Origin of the sequence: Pedobacter sp., assembly GCF_035317785.1 — a bacterium.
Taxonomy (GTDB): domain Bacteria; phylum Bacteroidota; class Bacteroidia; order Sphingobacteriales; family Sphingobacteriaceae; genus Pedobacter.
The window spans coordinates 1-21,329 of the sequence record NZ_DATHGC010000089.1 but is presented as its reverse complement, the minus strand read 5'-3'; the positions used below and the strand labels follow the sequence as shown (position 1 = coordinate 21,329).

Sequence of the window (21,329 nt, the reverse complement as noted above, 5' to 3'; positions counted from 1 at the left end):
ACAGGGCAACGTAACCGACAACCTGATCCTGACCAATATCGGCAGCGTATGGAAGATGCATGGCGACCAAGAGAAAGCAGGAGAGCACCATGAAGAGCCGAAAGAGCTGACTTCATTGCTCATCCAGTACCGGTCGCCTATGTCGGTAGCCTTGTTTCCGCGCATGGTCAACGAAACAACCAATATGCAGGCAGCATCACCCGCACAGGAGAGTACCAGACTATTTTCTTTAATTGGTGTTGGTGTAGACACCTTACAATGGTTTGCGGTACTGATCATGCTGATTGCAGCGATCAGCGTATTTGTAAACCTGTACAATTCATTGAAGGAACGCAGCTACGATCTGGCCATCATGCGGACCCTGGGTGCTTCGAGAAACCAGCTTTTCTTCATCGTGATCAGTGAAGGTATCATGCTTACCCTCGCAGGCACGCTCGCTGGAATAGCTCTGGGCCACCTTGCCATACAGCTTATAGGCAGCTACCAGGAGAGCAGTCAGGCCAGGATGACCGGAATAGTTTTACTATTTGATGAGCTCTATCTATTTGTTGCTGGCTTAGGTATTGGTATATTTGCAGCAGTAATACCAGCCATACAGGCTTACAGATCGAACATTTCTAAAATACTCTCTCAGAATTAAATGAATTACCAGCCTTGCTGTGTTGTTGAACAAAGAGGCATAAAAAGATAATAATGAAGAAGATATTACTTGCACTACTGCTCTTTGCAGGTTTAGCTGTCAATGCACAGCATAATCCCGATGACCAGATCATGTCTGACAACTGGGACATCGTTGGCGGCGTAGACTTTAAAATTGTAAAGGATACGGAAATGCTGGCTGTATTTACGGATAAGATCAAGAAATATGCGGGTAAACCGTTTGAACTCGAAGGCTATATAGTGCCCATCAAAGACGGCATGAAACAGACTAAATTTATGCTGTCTACCCTGCCCATTAACCAGTGTTTTTACTGCGGAAAAAACGGTGTGCCGGTTATGGTCATGGTAGAAATGACTGAGCCTATAAAATTCACCTACGCAACAATAGTGGTTAAAGGAACATTAAAATTAAACTCAGGCAATGCAATGGATAACCCTCCTATTGTTTTAACCGCCGCGAAACCGATATAAGCAATGAAAGATCCTGTTAATATATTAAAAGAACATGACCTCAAACACACCAAACAAAGGGTACGTGTACTGGAAGAAATTGCATTGGATAAGTCAGCCGTTTCTCAGCCTGAGCTGGAAAAGAAATTGGGGAAGGAAATAGACAGGGTAACCCTTTACAGGATCTTAAATATTTATGAAGATAAAGGAATCCTCCACCGGATTATGGATATGAACGGGACAGCCAATTACGCCATTTGTTCGGGTTCCTGTTCGGAACATCACCACCATGATGAGCATGTGCATTTTAATTGCACCAACTGTCTGAAGATCTACTGTCTTGCAGTAACTATACCTAAAGTTAAAATGCCGGCGGGATTCAAAGCAAATGCCGTAAGCGCAACCGCCTACGGCATCTGTGAAAATTGTAATGCTATTTAGTGACCTGAATGACCATCTGCGCCATGCGCATGGCCATGGCTCAATTCATCAGGAGTAGCCTCACGTACCGTCAGGATCTTACCAGCAAAGATCAGGTTCTTACCAGCCATAGGGTGGTTTAGATCTACCGATACCGTTTCGTCACCTACAGCAGTAACCCCGGCTCTGAAATGATTGCCCTGATTATCCTGCAATGGGATCACATCACCAACAGCAGGCAGGTCAACATCTTTAAACATATCTTTCGGAAGATCGGCAAAAGCCCCCGGATCTATTTCTCCGTAACCATCAGCCGCTGAAAGCTCAAAGCCATACTCATCACCTACATTTAAACCGTTTAAATGTTCTTCAAATTTCGGCAACATCATTCCTGTACCATAAAGAAATACGAGTGCGTTCTGCTCATCTGCTTTCTCTACAAAAACTTGTTGTCCTTCTTCATTAGTCGTATGCAATTCATACGTTAATGATACTACGTTATTGGGTTTAATACTCATGTGATGTTATTTAATTATAAACTGTAATGCTTCCTCAACCGTAGTTACGGGCAACTGGCACGCTTTATTTCGGCAAATATAGATTTTTGTTTCAACGCTTCGCTTATCTTTTAACAATGGAAGCTGAGAATTTGTTCCGCCCAGTATCACTTTATTTGGGATGTAATGCCGGTTGAGTTCTTTTTTTATCTCCCCGGTGTCCGCTCCGGTTATCGCTATCTCATTGGTACCTGCTACTTCATTCAGCAATTGAATGGCCCAATTGGAATAAGCCGAACCATAAGTTTTTATTTGCGAATGAACTGCCGCCAGCATTGCCGCTGCTTTATCCGTATACCTTTGTTCATCAAACAACAAGCCCAGTTTCTGTAAATTTTGCGCCATTGCAGAATTTGAAGAAGGAATTACATTGTCCATGATTTCATGCTTCCGCGCAATCAATTCTTCTCCACTGGCAGCGGTATAGAATAGCATCGGGCTGTCTTTATCTTCAAAATTCAGCAGCACGTAGTCTGTGAGTCTTTTAGCTTCCTGCAGCCACTTTTCGTCAAAATCTGACTGATAAAGGGCGATCAATGCTTCAATAAAAAAAGCATAATCGTCTAAAAACCCTGAAATGCTTGCTTTTCCACTCTTAAAGTTTCGAAACAGCCCGCCACCGGCAGTCTGCAGATTTGCCAAAATAAAATCAGCTGCTTTTTTGGCCAAAGCATAATAATGCAGATCATTGAAAATCTCCGCGCTCTCGGCGAGGCCCTTTATAGCCATTGCATTCCATGCCGTAAGACATTTATCATCCAATCCGGGTCTGATCCGCTTGCTCCGTGCCGCCAGCAATTTAGTTTTAGCATCTCTGATCTTTTGCTGAAATTCTATGATTTGAAGTCCCTTAACCTCTGCATACTCTTCCTCAGTAAACTTCCTCAGCAGAATATTGGTTTCTTCTTCTTCCCAGTTTCCCTCCTCTGTAACCTGAAAATAATCTCTCAATAAATGTGCATCATCGCCAAGTACCGCATCAAATTCCTCCCGGCTCCAGACATAGAATTTTCCTTCCACACCTTCACTGTCCGCATCAAGAGCAGAATAAAATAAACCTTCCGGCGAGGTCATTTCCCGCTCCAGCCATACGATAGTTTCGGCTACGATCTCTTTAAAAACCAGGGAATGTGAATATTGATAAGCCTCGGCATATAAACTGATCAGCTGCCCGTTGTCGTACAGCATTTTCTCAAAGTGAGGCACATGCCAGCTGCCATCTACCGAGTACCGGGCAAAACCACCCCCTACCTGGTCATAGATACCCCCCATTGCCATTTTCTCCAGGGTCATCAGTGCCGAAACATGTGTTGCGTCGTCTTCCATGAGGTGACTGTACCGCAGCATGAACTGCCAGTTGTTGGGCAGTGGAAACTTAGGCGCACGGTTATACCCGCCCTCTGCCACATCAAAATGGCGCTTCCAGGGTCCGGTAATCTCGGTTAAATGCGCTTTAGTGTACTCACCTACCTGTACGTTTGGCATGATCTTTTCGGCGTTGCGAATGCCATCTGTCAGGCGGTCCGCATATTGCAGGGCCTTATCCGGCTCATTGGCCCACATGCCTGCAACATTTAACAGGATATTGATCCAATCGTGCTTTCTAAAATAAGTACCTCCGTAAACGGGGCGCTGATCCGGCAAGCAAATGCAGTTCAACGGCCAGCCGCCGCTTCCTGTCATCAGCTGTATGGCCAGCATATAAATCTGATCGATATCAGGGCGTTCTTCCCTGTCCACCTTAATGCAGACATAGTCATTGTTCATCACCTCAGCCACCTCATGATCTTCAAAGCATTCCCTTTCCATAACATGACACCAGTGGCAGGCAGAATAGCCAATACTCACCAAAATCAGTTTGTTTTCTTTTTTGGCCTTTTGCAGTGCTTCCTCCCCCCACTCATACCATTTTACAGGATTATATGCATGCTGTAACAAATATGGAGATGAAGCCCTGATCAGGCTGTTGGGTTCTGTATTCATGTTATAAAGGTAAAAAGATAAATTGTACTTTTACAGTAAGAACCACTGCAATGAAGATCACCCGCATCGAGATTTACCGCTACAGTATCCCTACCGAACCATTTGTCATCGCAACAGGAACCATGCACTATGCACAGAATGTCCTGATCAGAATTTTGACCGGTTCAGGCATTTACGGGATGGGAGAATGTTCGGCGTTCCCTATGATTGTAGGTGAAAGCCAGGATACCTGCCTGGCCATGGCGAAAGAATTTGCGAGGATCCTTATCGGTAAAGATCCGCTGGATATTCCAGACAGGATGAACGATCTGCTGGGTTATGCTGCGCACAATAGCACCATAAAAAGCGCCTTTGACATGGCGCTGTTTGACATCGCAGCCAAGAATGCCAAACAACCACTTTATAAGTTTCTGGGAGGGGAAAGGCGAATAGTCGAGACAGATATGACCATTGGCATCGGCATGCCTGAAAACATGGCCAATGCCGCAGTCACTTTTAAAAACAAAGGCTGCAGCATCATCAAGATAAAACTGGGCAAAGATGTACACACGGATATTGAACGTGTCCGGCAGATCAGGGCGGCCATAGGTGACGATGTCGTTTTAAGACTCGACGCCAACCAGGGCTGGTGTTTTGATGAGGCTTTATTTGCTTTGGGCGCTCTCGAACCTTTTGACATACAGTTTTGTGAACAGCCGATGCGTACCTGGTATGATGATAAACTGCCGGAATTGCGGGCAAATTCCCGGATCAAAATCATGGCAGACGAAAGCTGCTATAATCATCACGATGCCCGCAAGCTTATCAACAGCGGTTCTGTTGACTACCTCAACATCAAGTTCTCAAAATCTGGAGGAATACTGGAGGCACAGAAAATCCATGAGATAGCCTTGCAAACCGGCGTCAAGTGTATGATCGGCGGAATGCTCGAAACCCGTCTTGCGCTCAGCGCCAATCTGCATTTTGCTTTGGCAAGTCCTAATGTGATATTTTTCGATATGGACTCTGCGTTGCTCGGGCATTTGACAGATCCTGTAAATGGCGGTCTAACTTACAACGGTTATCAGGTTGACGTACCAGACACGCCTGGCATAGGTGCAGACGTAAAGCCCGAATTTTTAAAGGCCTGCGAAAGCTGGATGATTTAAAGACATTACCCCAAGTATTTCACGAACGCTTTAGCATACTCCTGATAACCCTGTCTCAGGTAAAACCGGTGCGCATCTGTTCTCCTCGCATTGCTATGCAAAAAAATTCTTTTACAGCCGCGTTTTGCAGCAATCTCCACTGCATATTCCTCCAGAATTTTCCCAATGCCCAGACTTCTTGCCTTGTCGTCCACCACTAAATAACTGATCACTGCATATTCGGCATCAAATGCAATCTGGGGGATAAAATGAAGAGACATAAATCCAAATACTTCATTTTCCATTTCAACAACTGCATCAAGGTGTTCGTCATTATTTGCCAGAAGCGAAAGCCTTCTGGCCACCAGTCCATTTTCTGTCGGATAGCCCAGCTGTTCCAGCAATCTTTCGATCACCTCAGCGTCTTTAACTTCTGCTTTTCTGATATTCATCTTTGGAGAGGATTGATGCACTAATTTAAAAAACCCCTTTGACAATACCTAACCGCTAAAAACGTATGGAAAAAACATGCCGGCCATCTGCAAAGGAATAACCAACATCCCAGTTGTAGCGGCTACAGATTTCCTTAACAATAGAAAGTCCAAGTCCGCTGCCCGGCGTTTGACTCGATGCTGCGCTGAATCTCCTGAATAACTTCGATCCATCCAGCGGATAGTTTCCCGGATTGGAGATGACCAGTTCAACGGGGGAAAGAGAAAGCTCAATTTTAATACCCGATTCCGTGTGCCTCAGCGAATTCATCAGCAAATTGGTAAGCATGACTTCTACCAAAATCCTATTTCCTTCTACAATGCAATTAGGACTAATGTTGCTTTCAATACTCCTGTCTTCCAGCAGGCCCGAAAGCAGATCAAGAATCTCCTGAAGAGGCTCTGACATATTGACCTGTTGCTTTTCCAGAAATTGCTGGTTTTCTATTTTGGCAAGCAGCAATAGATTTTTATTGATCCTGGAAACCCTGGACAATGCGTTATTTGTTTCCTCAATGATTTGAGATTGCGCGGAGGTAAGTGCGCCGTCCTGAAGCAATAAGTCCATTTTAGACTGTACAATCGCTAATGGGGTTTGCAGTTCATGCGATGCATTTTCCGTGAATTCCTTTTGCTGACGGAATGTTGCAATATTTCTTTCCAGAAGCTTATTGATACTGGCATTTAACTCTTCGAACTCAATGATATTTCCCGGCTCAAACTTAACTGTTGTATTGCTGTTCAAATCAAAGCTTTTGATCTTTTCAAGGGTCTGATAAAACGGCTGCCAAAGCCGGCGGGATATCTTACGATTAAGCAATACAAATCCGCCTAATATCAGCACGAAAAAGAACACGGTTAAAAGCGTAATAGCACCGATAAAGAGGAAGGTGTCTTCACGACCGGCTTCGGGTGTTAAAATAATGTTATGCTCGTCTAATTCGTACTGCCATAGTTTGCTAATGGCAATATAATAAACAGGAATGCTGCAAGCCAGTACAAATCCTGCGTACACTGTGAATCGCCTTAGTGATTTATTCAGCAGCTTATTCATACCTCCCATTTATATCCGTTTCCGTATAATGTTTTAAGATAATTTCCAGAACCTGCCTCTGTCAGCTTCTTCTTAAGATTCTTAATATGGGCATAGATAAAATCGTGGTTGTCGAGCATATCTGCCAAATCTCCGGACAAATGCTCTGCCAGGGCACTTTTGGAAATCACCTTATTCTTATTGCCGATAAAAAAGATGAGGAGCTCAAATTCCTTTTTCGTGAGCGGAACAAGTACCTCTCCCACATGAACGGCCTTAGCAAGCAGGTCAACCTTTAAGTTACCTTGCTGGATGACATTTGAATTGGCAAAATTCCGTCTTCTGATCACTGAAAATATCCTCGCCGCAAGCTCCGATAGATGAAAAGGTTTTGCAAGATAATCATCAGCACCGAGTTCCAGCCCTTTTATCTTATCTTCAAGAGAGTTTTTAGCAGAAATAATAATTACCCCGTCTTCTTTATTTTGCAGTTTCAGTTCATCCAGTATTTTCATGCCGCTACCACCGGGGAGCATCAGGTCAAGGAGAATACAGTCGTAATGATGTGCCCCAATTTTATCCCATGCCTGGTGGTAATCAGTTGCAAGTTCGCAGAGGTAATTCTGACCGGAAAGATAGCTCACCATGCTTTTTGCCAGTTCCTCTTCATCTTCAACGATCAGGATCTTCATTTGCTTAAAATCTTTTGATTAGATTAAAATTCAAGCTTCCGTTTTGGTATCCCGGACTGACCATCATATTTGCTGATTTACCACGAAATATCTTTTGTTTAAGATAAGGATAAAGCAAGTAAGAAATTTTGGTTGATAAAATCCCGATCCCGGCCCCTGCCACAACATCACTCACCCAATGCGCATTGTTGTAAAGCCGCAAGACCCCCGTTCCTGTTGCAACCGCATAACCCGCTATGCCGTACCATACCGATTGATCTTTATATTCCTGGTACAGAAATTCTGCGCTCATAAAGGCAAAAGAGGTGTGTGCCGATGGAAAAGAATCATCAGAGGCTCCATTTGGGCGTATTCTGTGGGTAAGGCTTTTGACACCTCCGACACTTGCCTGCGAAATTACCACGGACATGAGCAGCATTGCACTGCGGTCAACCAGGTTATGCTTTGCTTTTACACCTGCAAAATCAAGTGCATAAACAGCCACTGCAGGCGCATACCTTGTAAAATTGTCTACTTTCAGCGCAAAAGTGGGATGATCTTCCTGAAGTTCATTATTGGTGGTATAATCCAGCCGCCTAATCACGTTATTTCCGGCCAATGAAACAACTCCATAGCCAATAAAAACAGCTGGCACAACGAATGCGATCGCTTTCTGCTTATGTTCTGTTTTAAGTGGAATGCTGTCTGCTACGGGAATACTGTCCCGGACTACCTGCCCAAAGGAAGCCCTGAAAACACAAATAACCAGAAACACTGTACAAATTATTCTTCTCATCTTCAATCCTTTTAAAATACGATCTTCTGTGCAAGAATACAAGCAAATTGTGTAGGAAATCTGAATATTACACCCCGGCATCCTCATAATAAAATACAATTTTAAACTCTGTCCATTCTCCCCTGCTCTGCAGGGAAAATTTAAAATTATGATTATATAGAATTTCCCTCGTTAACATTAGCCCTATACCCTGGCCGTTCTTTGTGGTGCTGAAAAAGGGAGAAAAGAGCTTGCCGCTTACTTCTTTAGAAATTCCGGGCCCAGTATTGCCAATGGAGATCGTCTGGGCAGATGATATAGTTTGAATGCGTATGGTTCCGGAATAGTCAACTGCCTGTATCGCATTTTTCAGAATATTGATAAATACCTGTTCCAATTGCTGGTAGTCCGCAAAGATTTCAAATGTCGTACAGTCCAGCTCCCATAACCATCGTACCTCTTTTTTACTCGCTTCAGGTTCCATTAATAAAACCACTGAACGTAGAAGTCCAATCAATTCAACATCATGCAGGATAGGTTCAGGAACCCGGATTACCCTGGCAAAATTCGACATAAGATCGTTTAAACTGCTGTTTCGGGTGATAGAGACGTTCATTGCTGCCTGGTAATCTTCCTTGTCTTCTTCATTGAGCTGATCTTTATAATTCAGGCAGCTGTTTAAAATTGAATTGACAGCCCCAATCGAATTGTTCACCTCATGCGACATCATCTTGATCACCTTTTCATAGGCATTTTTTTCCCTGAGATAGATCTCACGGCTGAGTTCTTCAATGGTAATAAATGTCCGCGCATAGCCAAGGTCAGTGAAAGTAGACATGTGGCACTTATAAGATTTTACGCCATCCAGATCAACAACCTTTGGCTGGTTAACCTCAAGAAGCGAAAGCTCTTCTATAAGCCTTCCGGCAACCGGATCTAATGGTTTTCCCAGAATCATATCTGCTGTCGACCCGATCATTTCAAGAGCCGCATGGTTTATTGACGTGATATTTCCATTAAAATCAAAAATGACAATCCCCGAGGGAGATGCTTCGATCAATTTTCCGAGAAAAGAACTTTTTTCGGCCTGCAACAGCCGCTCATGTCTCAACTGATCTATCATCATGTTATATACAAAAACCAGCTCATCTGTCTCCGGATGACCTATATTGTTCAATTTGGCGCTGAAGTCCTTGTCCTTCAAAGTTTCTATGCCCGAGGAAATGGTATCAAAAGTTTTGCTTATCGATTTGTACAGCCAATAAGAGAAGATCATCGAGATAAAGACCAGGGCTTCAGCGATGAGGAACAGATTTCTGTTTACTGTATAAAGCACCGTAAGCAGATAGATAAATATCGCATGAATCAAAATTGCCGACAGCAGAACTTTAGTTTTGAGTTTCATACGGGATATTGTATTTTTCAAGTTTGCGGTACAGGGTACCCCTGCTCATTCCCAGTGCCCTGGCCACTTTGCTGATGTTATTCTGATGGAAAACCATGGCGTTCCTAATCATGGAAAATTCCATTTCATCCACTGAAACCGTTCCTACTGCCGGAAGTGTCATTGCAACATTAGACAGCCGCTGCTGCTCGAGGTGTTGTTCAAAATCTTTTATAGCCAATATATCCCCTTCACTAAGTAAAACAGTACGTTCGATCAGATTTTTAAGTTCCCGGATATTTCCCGGGAGCGGCAGGGATTTTAGCCAGTTTAAAGCTTTTCTGTCAATCTGCAGCCTTGGTCTGTTATAGATTTCCTTGAGGTTCTTCAGGAAATAACCAGCCAGGACAGGAATATCATCAGCCCGTTCCCGAAGCGGGGGAAGCCGGATGATGATCAGATTGATCCGATAGTACAGATCCTCCCGGAATTTATTGTCAGCAATCATTTCGCGCAGGTCCCGGTTGGTCGCACAAACTACACGCAGGTCCACAGTGCGTGTCCGGCTATCTCCAAGCACTTCATACTTTCGGTCCTGCAAAACACGCAGTAGCTTTACCTGGCTGTTTAAGTCCAGATCGCCTATCTCATCCAGAAAAATCGTGCCTTTATCTGCCAGTTCAAAGCGACCCACCCTGTCATTGCGTGCATCAGTAAATGCCCCGCGTTTATGTCCAAACATCTCGCTTTCAAACAGACTGGAAGAAATCCCTCCAAGGTTCACCTTCACAAAAGACCTGTTTTTACGCAGGCTGTTTTCATGAATAGCCTCTGCAATCAGCTCCTTACCTGTACCACTTTCACCAATGATCAGGACGGAAACATCGGTACAGCTGACTCTGGCGATGGTTTGCAGTACTTCTAAAAGCTGAGGATCTTCCCCTACGATATTCTCAAACCCATACTTTTCATTTAGCTTTTTCCGTGTCAGCGCAGCAGGGCCTTCCTGTTCAGCAGACAGGTCCAGTACGGTTCTAAGCGCACGCATCAAATGGTCATTGTCCCAGGGCTTGTTGATAAAGTCGGAAGCCCCTGCTTTCATGCCTTCAACCGCTAATCTGATCGAACCCCAGCCTGTCATTAAAATCACTGGCAATGAAGGCCTTAGTTTTTTGATCTGTTCAAGCATTACCAGGCCGTCTTCACCTGTAGTTTCCATAGAAAAGTTCATATCCAGCAAAACGGCGTCTATTGCTTTCTCCCTGAGGTGTTGCAATGCTTCTTCGGGACCATTAGCTTTTATAGATTTAAACCCTTCCTGTTTCAAAAGAAGGCTCAATGAAGCACATACAGCGATATCGTCATCAATAATCAGGATCATATCAGTTCTTTAAACGGTTTATTCTTCATGCAATGCATCCGACGGATTGAGCCGGGTTGCTTTTAAACTTGGATAAAATGCACAGCTGAGCATCAGCAGGTATAAAAACAGTGCAGAAAATATAATACTCAAAATCCCATAGTATTCATTGGTATAGGGTTCGAAATATTGCATAATCAGCATTTGAACAGCAATCAATATCCCAGGCAAAATACCCAGGGTAGTCAGTACCATAGATTCGCCAAGAAACTGCATCAATATCTGCGATGGACTGGCGCCCATGATGACCCGCAAGCCAACTTCAGCTTTACGCTTGGACAGGTTATAGCTGAACATCCCCGAAATACCGAGAAATACGTTGACCAGCAAAAATATAAATACCACAAATGTTATGCTCAATTGAATATAGTCAATTTTGTGCGCGTACTTCTTGACCAGGGTTAGTGATATATTTTGTTTGATCTGGATATCTGCAGCACCAACCGAAGTTACCGATTTCCTGACTTTATCTTCGAGCAACTGAAAATTTTCTGTGTTTTCTGATTTCAGCAGATATTTGCCGGCCGCAGTTTGAAGCGGCATGAAAAATCCCGGACTAAGATTAGCAGAGGTATTTTCTCTGATCGCTTCTGAAATACCGACGATCAGCGCTTTTTTATCTCCTATCAGGATGGTTTTGCCAAGCGGACTGTCATTCTTAAAATCCCGTTCCGCAAGATCCCGGGTAATGACCACGGGTATGGTATTTAATACATAATCTTTGGGAGTAAACCAGCGCCCTTCAACTAAGCTGATGCCCATAGCATCTTTATAGTGTTCATCCACTTCAAACTTCATGGCCGTAATGACTTGTTTTTTGTAGGTGATCTTTTCGTCACTGCCCCATTGCTGGAAAGGAATAACCTGCGCTGCGCTGACCAGTTCCACTTCCCTGATGGCCCGGAGCTTTTCCAGGACCAGGTTGCTGTATTCAATCTTCTTGTCCTCTGGTACATTTTGAAAATCAGGCTCGACCAGCCAGACATCCTCATAATTATATCCAGGCGGCTGGAAATAGTTGCTAAACTTTTTCATGTTGAGGCCCATGACCAGAAACAGGGCCATAAAGGCCACAAATAACTGAAGGAATAGGAAAAAATAGGTCTTCTTCCGTTTCAGGATCATTTTAAACAAGTGCAGGATCATAAGTTATTCCCTCCTTTCAGCGCGTAAATAACATTCATACGGGACATTTTCCAGGCTGGATAAACTCCGGAGATCAGCCCCAGCAGCAGACAGCTGAAAAGGCAGAAGCCAAACACACGCCAGCTGATGATAAAACTGTCTGTCTCCATTTTGAAAAGCGGATCAAACGTATTGATAAAGTATACCAGTAATTGCGAAGCATAAATTGACAGACCCAGACCTATCATTCCGCCGATCAGGGTGATGATGGTATTTTCAATGACCAACTGTCCTACAAGGTCGCCCGAGGTTGCCCCGAAAGACTTCCGTACCCCGATCTCCTCTGCCCGTTCCCCGATACGGGTCACGTTAAGATTAATCAGACTGATTGCCGGGATAAGCATGAAAAGCGTCAGGATGATAAAGACCACCATTGCTGTTTTTCCATATTGCGGTTCAGCATCATCGGCAGAAGTGCTTTTTGAAAATTGCTCCAAAGCCGTAAAGGCATGTACTTTTACTGAATCCGCTTCCGAAAACTTGTATTTCCTCAAACGGTTTCGCAACTCAGCACGTACTTTTCTCAGATCGGTTTTTTTGGCCAAAAGCAGCGCACTGTAAGACCCTTCAATTGCGGCATTTTTACGTTGAATATTGACGTCCGTAGTATAGGGTACATAAACATCTGCATAAACCCTGCTAAACGGTGTTGCAGATTTGACGATGCCGATTACTTTATAAGATAAACCCATTATAGCAATGTCCTTACCCAGAGCTTCCTTTTCATTAAAGAAATAAGACTTTGTTTTTTCATTGATCACAGCCACTCTTGCACCTTTTTTAACCTCCGCGGAATAAAAAGGCTTCCCTTCGGTGAATTCAAAGTCGGTGATCTTCCAAAAGTTGCCGTCAGTAAAAGTCAGCATGTGTCCGGCAGTTTTTCCGTTAAGAGACGAAATGAACCCGCTGCCGGAAAAATAGGAAATCGCTTCTGTACTCTCCAGCTTGCCTATGTTCTTTTGAAGGAAGCTAATGCTGGGTACTGCATTGGTCTTTTTGCCATCTTTGTAAATGGAGAGTTTATCCAGTATCAGGGTCCGGTCCCGGTTAACTTCCGGTTTGTTTGCACTGACGATCTGATCGATAAACGAGGCGAATATCACAATGATCATGATGGTAAGACTAATGCCTATCAGCGTGAGCGCAGTATAATACTTCTTACGGAGCATTATTTTAAAGGTGAGTTTGATATAATTTTTAAGCATGATAACGATTTTAAATCTGGTTTAACTGACCTGCTGTCCGTCAAAGAAGTGAATGATCCGCTGTGTTTTTTTTGCCATTTGAGCATCATGGGTCACCATGACGATGGTCGTCCCGTCTGTTTTATTCAGGTGCAGCATTAAATTCATGACTTCCTCTCCCATGGCACTGTCCAGGTTCCCGGTAGGCTCGTCGGCAAGCAGGATTTCCGGGTTACCAATGATGGCACGTGCAATTGCTACACGCTGACGCTGACCACCGGAAAGTTGATTAGGATAGTGTTTTGTTCTCGCACCAAGACCTACTTTTCCCAGGGCTTCGATGGCCCGCTTACGTCTTTCGGCGCCGGAAATACCACTACGGTAAAGCAAAGGCAACTCCACATTGTCTACTACTGAAAGATCGTTGATCAGGTGATAGCTTTGAAAGATAAATCCAAGCTTGAGGTTTCTGAATACAGCCAGCTTTTTACGGCTAAGAGCGGTAACAGCCTGATTATCGATATTGATAATGCCGCCCGTGGGAGCATCCAGTAACCCGATGATATTGAGCAGGGTACTTTTACCACAACCTGAAGGGCCCATAATGGCCACAAACTCTCCTTTGTCAATATTGATGTTGATCTTATTGAGGGCGGTTGTTTCAATCGTATTGGTGCGGTAAATTTTTTCTATGTCTGTTAATTTTATCATTTCTGTTTGGGTTATGTTTCTAAATTAAGATTTTCATATTTGTGCTTTCCGGATATTTATATAGATTGGTTTAAATCAGATTTTTGTATTGGCTGCAAAATCATAAAGTGTCAGCACCCGGAGATTAAAGAAGGCATTCCAAAAGCTCTTTAAAGAGAAGATATAATCACGGCGCGCCTGGTCCTTTTCCTGCAATGCGATGTTGAGGTCAGTGATGCTCAGGTCATTCAGAAAATACCTCTTTTTTGCAATTTCAAAACGCTCACTGGCTGTAACGTCGGCCTCTGCATTGGTCTTCATTTGATCCTGTATCATCGACAATTGCCTTAGTGTGGTATAAATCTCCTGCTCAAAACTGATCCGGGCCTGTTTTACCCTGGCTTCTACCAGTTTGCGGTTTGATTGTGCTGTTTTGATCCTTGAGGCCGAACGGCCCCAATCAAGGATGGGAACCTGAAATCCCAACCGTATTTCCTGCTGATCTTTGGCATCCGTATAAATCCCAGGTAGCCGGTCAGCCACGTTGGTGAGCCCAAAAGTTCCAAAGAGGTTGACTTTAAGCCCGTTTTCACCCTTTGCCTTTGCCACCTCCTTATCCGCCTCTAGTAGGGCCCTTTTAAACTCTATGGCCTGCTGACGGTTATTCCTTGCCTGTTCAATTGCAATTTCCTTATCAATTTTGAATGTCAGCAAGTCTTCAGGAAGGATAAGCTGAATCTGGTTAGTTTCCGAAAAACCGATAAAGGATTTTAACTGAAGATCTGCGGTTTCGGCATCTACATTAGCCTGGGCCAAAGCCTTATGTGCATTTAAGACGCCTAGTTTTAAGCGCAGCAGTTCATCTTTTGACAGCCGTCCCAATGCGGCTTTACCTTCACCGATCCTGTATATGGTTTCGTTGTTGGACAGGTTTTTGGCAGCGATATCCCGGTTGATCTGTGCAATCAGCAAGCTGAAAAAAAGTTCTGAGGCATCGCGTCCAACCAGCTCCATGTCTTCCTTATATTTCTTCTGTGATTCTTCGTAGCGTAAAGGCTCGATCTTTTTATCCCAGGCCAGGGCGTTGAATGCAAACAAAGGCTGGTTCAGACCAATAACCAGGGGGTTTCCATTGTACCGGGTCTGCCGGCGGTCAAAATCTGAAAACCGCAATACATTCGATCCAAGAAATACCTGACCACCTGTTAAACCGATATTTTGCGTCAATCCTAAATTCAACTGTGAATTGTCATTGGTTACCGGTTTAAATTCTACTGTCCCGTCTGGCTGGATCACCGGGATATTGGTTTTACTGAACTGGGGCAATGTACCGTCCAGGCTCAATTGAGGGCTATAATTAGATTTAAAGGTCTTATACTGCCAGTACTGATTTTCGCGTATGGTCGCTGCCTGCACTGCAGCAGTAGAGCGTGCTTTGGCAATCTCAATTACTTCAGTCAGCTTTAGTTTAACTGTATCCTGAAGACTTTGGCTCATCACTGCTGCAGGCAAAAATAAACCGGCGATAATTGTCATTGATTTGATCATGGTTCTCCTTTATCTATGATTATTTAACCCTGACCTTTTCCAGATGGATAAAATCCCGCATATCCGAAGTGATCACGCTTTCCCCCGGCTGAATACCAGATGATATTTCGATGAAATCGGAATTGCTTTCTCCGGTTTTTATTTTGCGGCGTATTGCTTCGTTGCCCTTGACGACGAAAACCAGCTGCTCCTCAGACCCGTTAAAGGCCGGGCCATTCTGCAGCCTGATCACCTTTTCTTTATAAGAAGTAACTACAAAAACATCAACCTTTAGATTGGACCGCAACAGTTTAGAATTCTTGTCACTTAAACTAACAGAAAACTTTACCGTACCATTTTCAACTGCCGGTTGCACATTACTGATATTGCCCCGGAGATCTGTTTTATTGATCCTAATCAGTGCCGTTCTACCCGCCTTTACCTCATCGGCATAAGTGTCAGAAATATTGGCCTCCACTTTAAAACTGCTTAAGTCAGCAATACGCACCAGCTCTTCACCTTCGCTAATTTCAGTACCGATTTTGCTGTTGACCCAGGTGATCACCCCGTTTCTGGGTGAAGAAATTGCGGCGCCTTTCAGCTTATCGCTAATCCCTTTAATGTCCTTTTCACGGATGTTGATTTCATAGCCCAGACTTTTCAAGTTGGCCTTCATCATCGCCTTCTGGTTCTCAATCTGGTTTTTGATTTGTGTCAGTTCGAGTTTTGCCACGTTCAGGGTCAACCGGGCCTGCTTTACATTCTCCTGAGTACTCCCGCCAATATCCAAAAGTGATTGCTCATGTTCCAAAGCCGTCTCCAGACTATTGATCTTCATTTCCTTGATAGCATGTTGTGTTTCGAGTTCATCAAGGCTTTTCTCCAGTTCCAATGACAACTGGTATATTTTATTACGGTTCATATGCTGTTCTTCATTCAGCTTTTCAAAAGCCAGCAAAGAGGATTCTTTATTCAGGCGTAAAATCGACTGCCCGGCAACAACTTTTTCACCGGCATTAAACATCACCTGTTCGATCTTTGCATTTACAGGCGAACTGATGGTCAGCTCATATTCCGGTGTAACGATACCTGATGCGGGAACTGTTGCTTCTATTACACCAGATTCCGCAATTGAAGTTTTGAAATCGCTCCGATTTACAACGAGTTCAACCATACCTTTAAAGTAAACAAATCCAAAAGTAGCAGTAACTACTCCTAAGAGTACAATGAGGTATATTTTGGCTCTTCGCCTGGCTTGCTGTTGAACAGAAATTTCACGGTCCATATTTATTATTGATTTGCATACCGTATTCCAATGCAAATGCCAGAAATAAATTACTGTATATAAGACAGTTACGTCATACCATCAAAACCAAACTGTATCCTTATGGACAGTGTGTCTTAAAGCGGACAGGGTTTCTAAGGTTTATTTACGAGCTTTTAGCTATATTTAACAGTAAAGCATGAGAATATGTGGTGGATCTACGCATTACTTTCTGCATTTTTTGCAGCGTTAACGGCCGTGCTGGCTAAAGTCGGAATAAAAGGTATTGATTCAAATCTCGCTACCGCGATCAGAACTGTGGTCATATTACTTTTAGCCTGGGCAATCGTTTTCTTTAAAGGCGGACAGACAGGTATCTCCGGCCTGACAAAACAGAACTGGATCTTTCTGGTACTCTCAGGCCTGGCAACAGGGTTGTCCTGGGTATTTTATTTTAAAGCGCTTCAAATAGGCAAGGTTTCGCAGGTTGCTCCGGTGGACAAGGCCAGCGTAGCCATCGCCTTATTGTTGTCTGTCATTTTTCTCGGAGAGCCATTGACCTATAAAACAGTAATTGCTGTGTTGATGATTATGGGCGGAACCATCATTCTGATCTTTCAGTAAAAAACCAATTTACGTATTTAGCTATGCCGCATCCTTCTATACACTCCGTTTCCATTCCTCGAACCGTCTGAATTTGTATTACTTTCAATAGAAATAATAAAATCCCCTCTTACAGACTCTACAATTCCGCAATGGACACAGTTTAAACGCGGAATGAGTGGCCACTTTTGACGAAATACCCAGACATAATCCAAACTGCATAGATTATGAAAAGAGTCAAGAAGACTAACCGGCTAAATTTGTTTGAGGGCGAGTTTCTTGTGGTTAGGACAGTTACTATTGCTCTTGGTTTTGGCAAGGTGTTCGGTACGTTTTGGCAAGGTGTTGTGCAGGGGTTGGCTTGGATGTATCCTTTACAAAACCTTAAGAATGCCTCGGCAAAACCTGGTTAAACTTAGGAGGAGAGCGAAGTTACATACAATTGTAAACTGAAATAAAAGCTATTATGGCAACAGGAGACGATGGCTCTTTCGGAAATTTCAAAGGAAAAATAGGCAATCTGGTAAGTATCAGCAAGGCAAAACCGTAGTCATGAGGGTTTGTAAAAAAATCAACAGGATCAGCCATAAAACTTTTTGATCATACTAGGCAAAACAATTAACAATAAAGGCAATGCAACAACAAAACCACCGATAACTGCTATGGCCAGCGGCTGGTGTAGCTGTGCCCCTGCTCCAATGCCCAAAGCGAGTGGGAAAAGTGCAATAATGGCACCGAGCGCTGTCATTAATTTTGGCCTCAACCGCGTGGATACGGCATAAATTACCGCCTCTTCCACACTTTTTTCATGAAGTGATTCCTTAAACTGAAGAAAAGTAAAAATGGCATTTTCTCCAATGACACCCACAATCATGATCAGCCCTGTATAGCTTCCCACATTCAGCGGCGTACCGGTCAAAAATAAGGCAAGGTAGCTTCCCGAAATACCCAGTACAGAGATCAGCAGGATTAGGAATGCAATTCTGAAGTCTCTGAACAGAAAAAGGATTACACTAAAAACCAGCAAACTTGAGGCAATAAGTATGGTCAGTAGTTCTTTAAATGATTGCTGCTGTTCAGCATATGCCCCTCCATATTCAATGTGATAACCCGGGGGCAAAACAATTTTTGAGCCCACTTCTTTTTGTATATCCTTCATCACACTTCCAAGGTCTCTGTTATCGAGCCGGGCTGTAACTACCCCGATGGACTGCAGGTTCTCCCTGTCAATCTGCGCAGTCCCTGTTTTGAGCTCAACTTTAGCAAGCCCCGATATCGGCACCGTTGTACCACCTGGAAGTACTATTTTTACTTTAATGAGGTCAGCGGTCCCAAATTTCCTGCTTCCGGGATAGATCATACGGATTGGTGACAATTGCGTATCATATAAATTACCGATTACACTTCCCTGTACAGCAGTCTCCACTTGAAACTGAAAGCTGGCAGGGCTAATTCCAAATCTGGACAGCGCAGCAAAATCAGGCTGGATGTCAATAGTAGGACCTGACAGTATGATCCCGTCAAATACATCTGCCGTGCCATTTACCTTTGTAATGATCGCTGCTATCTTTTTAGACAAGCCCTGGAGTTTATCCTGTTCATTGCCAAAAATCTTCACTTCAATAGGCTGGGTAGAGCTCATCAGGTCGCCGAGCATGTCTCCTATTACCTGTCCAAAATCAACTGTTAGCCCGGGCTGCGTATTTTCGATCTTTACCCTGATCTCCTGGGTCACCTCATCAGTGGTCCTGGTCCGGTTTGGTTTCAATTGGATCAAGTAATCACCTGTATTGGGTTCGGTGATAAAAAAGCCCATTTGCGTTCCCGTTCTCCTGGAATAAGCCTCCACTTCCGGAATCTTTACCAATTCCTTTTCTACTTCCTTCAACATCCTGTCCGTTTCCTCCAGAGAGGTACCCGGCGGGGTATTGTAGTCGAGTACAATATTGCCCTCGTCCATCTCCGGTAAAAAGCCTGTTTGCAGGTGCGGGAATATCAGAATCATAGATGTGACCAATACCAGCATTGCCACGATACTGATGTATGGCCTATGGATAAAATACCCAATCCATTTTTGATTTTTCAGCTCATGGATTGCTGATGCCTTAACGGAATTGCCCGATGCTTTACGTGTCAGCAGCAAGTAAATGACCGGCAAGCCGAGCCAGGTCACCAAGAAAGAACAGACCAGGGTGATGATCATTGTATTGGTCATCACCTGAAAATAAGAACCGGCCACCCCGGTCATCAGTACAAAAGGAATGAATATCACTATCGTGCTGACAGATGACCCGAGCATCGCCGGAAAAAGATAGTCGATGGCCTTTTTCAACAGGTTTACAGTCGGCTCATCGGGGTGTTCCTCGTGAGTCCGGTGAATTTGTTCGACAACAACGATCGCATCATCAATGATCAAACCAATTGCCGCGGCAATAGCACCCAGGGTCATGATATTTAAGGAATAACCGATAGCATACAATACAATTACAGTCAGGCAAAGCGTTACCGGAATGGTAATAAGAATAACAGCACTGGCTTTCAGAGATCTCAAAAAAATAATGGCCACAATGATGGCCAGTGCCAAGCCGATCAATAAACTGTCACTTACGCTTTTTACAGAATTGTTTACAAAATCGGCCTGTATGTAATAAGGTTTCACCTCCACCCCTGCCCGAAGGATTTTTTGCAGCTGCATAATCTTCAACGCCATCTGATCAGAAAGATCTACCAGGTTGGCATTGGGCTGTTTGATCACCGCAATCAGTATCCCATCTCTGCCGTTGGCATTGATCTTTGTATATTCCAGCCCCTCCTGGATACTTACATGAGCAATATCCTTAACCCGCACCAGCCGGTTCCCGTTTTTGCCAACGATCTGATCTTCCAGGTCAGTTTTGGTCTTAACTGTTGCATCCGTCACAGACAGGTACATGTAATTATGGTCTGAAAGGTATCCGTTTGACTTTATAAAATTACTTTTTTCCAGCGTAGTACTGAGCTGGTCGGGAGAGATGGACAATGCGGCCATTTTCTGCTGATCCGGTTCAACCCAGTATTCTTTGGTTTTCCCGCCTATGATACGGATTTCAGAGACCCCGTCCACCTGTGATAAAAATGGTTTTACGGTTAGATTGGCTATCCGTTTCAGTTCTGTTGGGGATTTGTTGCTGCTTTCCAGGCTATAACCACTAACCGGCAATATAGATGGGTTCATTTTTTCCACCGATATGCTGACACCTGCCGGGAGCACATTGCTGATCCTGGCGATCTGGGATTCGATACGCTGCTGGCTCAGGTCAATATCAGCCCCTTCATCCATGTATGCAGAAAGTTCTGCACTTCCTCTTGAAGTTGTACTCCTGATGAGTTTAAGGTCAGGAACCTGTTTTACGGCATTTTCCAGCGGCTGGGTTATGGTCGTCACCATCTTATCTACGGGTTGTAGTTCGGCCTCAGCGATAATTTTAATCTTAGGAAAAGTAATCTCAGGAAAAAGTGAGGTTTTGAGCTGCTGATAAGCATAGCCTCCCCCGGCAAGAACGAGGATCAGAGTTACAAGAAGCGGATGCTTATAGGTTATAAAGAAGTTTTTCATAGCCGTTCCACAACTTTAACTTTAGCGGTATCTGCAATCCTGTAATTACCGGCACTGATAATCCTGTCTTTTCTCCCAAATACAGGACTTAAAATCTCAGTGAGCTGATCACTCTCCAGTCCTTTTTTTACCGGGATCTTAATCGCCGTAGAGTCATTGATCAGTTTCATTACCCAGAATTCTTCTTCAGTTTCGTTGGCCAGCACTGCCGATTTTGGCAGTACCTGGGCATTGGAACTGGAGGCTTTGATCAGTCTGACTTTCGCGATCAGTCCTTCGGGAATTGCCTGTGATGAATTTACACTGATGA

21 protein-coding genes are annotated in these 21,329 nt (G+C 43.9%); 6 read left to right on the top strand and 15 right to left on the bottom strand.

What is annotated here, in order from left to right; genetic code table 11:
* The 3 genes from VK541_RS05505 to VK541_RS05495 all read left to right on the top strand — a co-directional run.
* A partial coding sequence (locus VK541_RS05505) for an ABC transporter permease (protein WP_324367724.1) occupies positions 1-640 on the top strand: 640 nt, incomplete at its 5' end.
* A gap of 53 nt (positions 641-693) precedes the next feature.
* Positions 694-1,131 (top strand): hypothetical protein, encoded by a 438-nt coding sequence (locus tag VK541_RS05500; RefSeq protein WP_324367722.1) that lies wholly within the window; start codon positions 694-696, stop codon positions 1,129-1,131.
* A gap of 3 nt (positions 1,132-1,134) precedes the next feature.
* Positions 1,135-1,551: a Fur family transcriptional regulator gene (locus VK541_RS05495; RefSeq protein WP_324367719.1), complete on the top strand. Its 417-nt coding sequence runs from the start codon at positions 1,135-1,137 to the stop codon at positions 1,549-1,551.
* Here VK541_RS05495 and VK541_RS05490 read toward each other — a convergent pair.
* Positions 1,548-2,048 carry a peptidylprolyl isomerase gene (locus VK541_RS05490; protein WP_324367717.1) on the bottom strand — a complete coding sequence of 167 codons (501 nt, stop codon included), beginning with the start codon at positions 2,046-2,048 and terminating at the stop codon, positions 1,548-1,550. The genes VK541_RS05495 and VK541_RS05490 overlap by 4 nt on opposite strands.
* A 6-nt stretch (positions 2,049-2,054) precedes the next feature.
* Entirely contained in the window at positions 2,055-4,070 is a 2,016-nt protein-coding gene (locus tag VK541_RS05485) for a thioredoxin domain-containing protein (protein ID WP_324367715.1), read from the bottom strand.
* Positions 4,071-4,120: 50 nt separating this feature from the next.
* Between VK541_RS05485 and VK541_RS05480 the strand changes: the two genes are divergently transcribed.
* Positions 4,121-5,218 (top strand): dipeptide epimerase, encoded by a 1,098-nt coding sequence (locus tag VK541_RS05480; protein WP_324367713.1) that lies wholly within the window; start codon positions 4,121-4,123, stop codon positions 5,216-5,218.
* A 5-nt stretch (positions 5,219-5,223) separates the two neighbouring features.
* Here VK541_RS05480 and VK541_RS05475 read toward each other — a convergent pair whose 3' ends face one another.
* The 11 genes from VK541_RS05475 to VK541_RS05425 all read right to left on the bottom strand — a co-directional run bounded on the left by VK541_RS05475 (position 5,224) and on the right by VK541_RS05425 (position 16,842).
* A complete protein-coding gene (locus VK541_RS05475; protein ID WP_324367711.1) occupies positions 5,224-5,649 on the bottom strand; it encodes a GNAT family N-acetyltransferase in 426 nt (141 codons plus the stop codon).
* 55 nt (positions 5,650-5,704) lie between these two features.
* The gene (locus tag VK541_RS05470) at positions 5,705-6,742 is read right to left on the bottom strand and encodes a sensor histidine kinase (RefSeq protein ID WP_324367709.1); all 1,038 of its coding nucleotides are present in this window, start codon (positions 6,740-6,742) and stop codon (positions 5,705-5,707) included.
* Positions 6,739-7,413 (bottom strand): response regulator transcription factor, encoded by a 675-nt coding sequence (locus tag VK541_RS05465; protein WP_324367707.1) that lies wholly within the window; start codon positions 7,411-7,413, stop codon positions 6,739-6,741. Before VK541_RS05465 ends, VK541_RS05470 begins: the two co-directional genes overlap by 4 nt.
* A gap of 4 nt (positions 7,414-7,417) precedes the next feature.
* Entirely contained in the window at positions 7,418-8,188 is a 771-nt protein-coding gene (locus VK541_RS05460; RefSeq protein WP_324367705.1) for a phosphatase PAP2 family protein, read from the bottom strand.
* A gap of 67 nt (positions 8,189-8,255) precedes the next feature.
* A complete protein-coding gene (locus VK541_RS05455) occupies positions 8,256-9,572 on the bottom strand; it encodes a sensor histidine kinase (RefSeq protein WP_324367703.1) in 1,317 nt (438 codons plus the stop codon).
* On the bottom strand, positions 9,556-10,932 hold the full coding sequence (locus VK541_RS05450; RefSeq protein ID WP_324367701.1) for a sigma-54 dependent transcriptional regulator: 1,377 nt from the start codon (positions 10,930-10,932) through the stop codon (positions 9,556-9,558). Before VK541_RS05450 ends, VK541_RS05455 begins: the two co-directional genes overlap by 17 nt.
* An 18-nt stretch (positions 10,933-10,950) precedes the next feature.
* Positions 10,951-12,117, bottom strand: coding sequence for an ABC transporter permease (locus tag VK541_RS05445; RefSeq protein ID WP_324367699.1), 1,167 nt, complete (start codon positions 12,115-12,117; stop codon positions 10,951-10,953).
* Complete coding sequence (locus VK541_RS05440; protein WP_324367698.1) at positions 12,114-13,361, bottom strand: ABC transporter permease; 1,248 nt, start codon at positions 13,359-13,361, stop codon at positions 12,114-12,116. Before VK541_RS05440 ends, VK541_RS05445 begins: the two co-directional genes overlap by 4 nt.
* A gap of 21 nt (positions 13,362-13,382) precedes the next feature.
* Entirely contained in the window at positions 13,383-14,051 is a 669-nt protein-coding gene (locus VK541_RS05435; RefSeq protein ID WP_324367696.1) for an ABC transporter ATP-binding protein, read from the bottom strand.
* A 75-nt stretch (positions 14,052-14,126) separates the two neighbouring features.
* Positions 14,127-15,578 (bottom strand): TolC family protein, encoded by a 1,452-nt coding sequence (locus VK541_RS05430; protein ID WP_324367694.1) that lies wholly within the window; start codon positions 15,576-15,578, stop codon positions 14,127-14,129.
* A gap of 19 nt (positions 15,579-15,597) precedes the next feature.
* Positions 15,598-16,842 (bottom strand): efflux RND transporter periplasmic adaptor subunit, encoded by a 1,245-nt coding sequence (locus tag VK541_RS05425; RefSeq protein WP_324367692.1) that lies wholly within the window; start codon positions 16,840-16,842, stop codon positions 15,598-15,600.
* 186 nt (positions 16,843-17,028) lie between these two features.
* Between VK541_RS05425 and VK541_RS05420 the strand changes: the two genes are divergently transcribed.
* Both VK541_RS05420 and VK541_RS05415 read left to right on the top strand, forming a co-directional pair.
* On the top strand, positions 17,029-17,445 hold the full coding sequence (locus VK541_RS05420) for an EamA family transporter (protein ID WP_324367690.1): 417 nt from the start codon (positions 17,029-17,031) through the stop codon (positions 17,443-17,445).
* Between the two features lie 206 nt (positions 17,446-17,651).
* Complete coding sequence (locus VK541_RS05415; RefSeq protein WP_324367688.1) at positions 17,652-17,837, top strand: hypothetical protein; 186 nt, start codon at positions 17,652-17,654, stop codon at positions 17,835-17,837.
* Positions 17,838-18,004: 167 nt separating this feature from the next.
* Here the strand turns inward: VK541_RS05415 and VK541_RS05410 are convergent, their stop codons facing one another.
* Positions 18,005-21,019: an efflux RND transporter permease subunit gene (locus VK541_RS05410; RefSeq protein WP_324367686.1), complete on the bottom strand. Its 3,015-nt coding sequence runs from the start codon at positions 21,017-21,019 to the stop codon at positions 18,005-18,007.
* A partial coding sequence (locus tag VK541_RS05405; protein ID WP_324367684.1) for a hypothetical protein occupies positions 21,016-21,329 on the bottom strand: 314 nt, incomplete at its 5' end. The genes VK541_RS05410 and VK541_RS05405, both read right to left, overlap by 4 nt.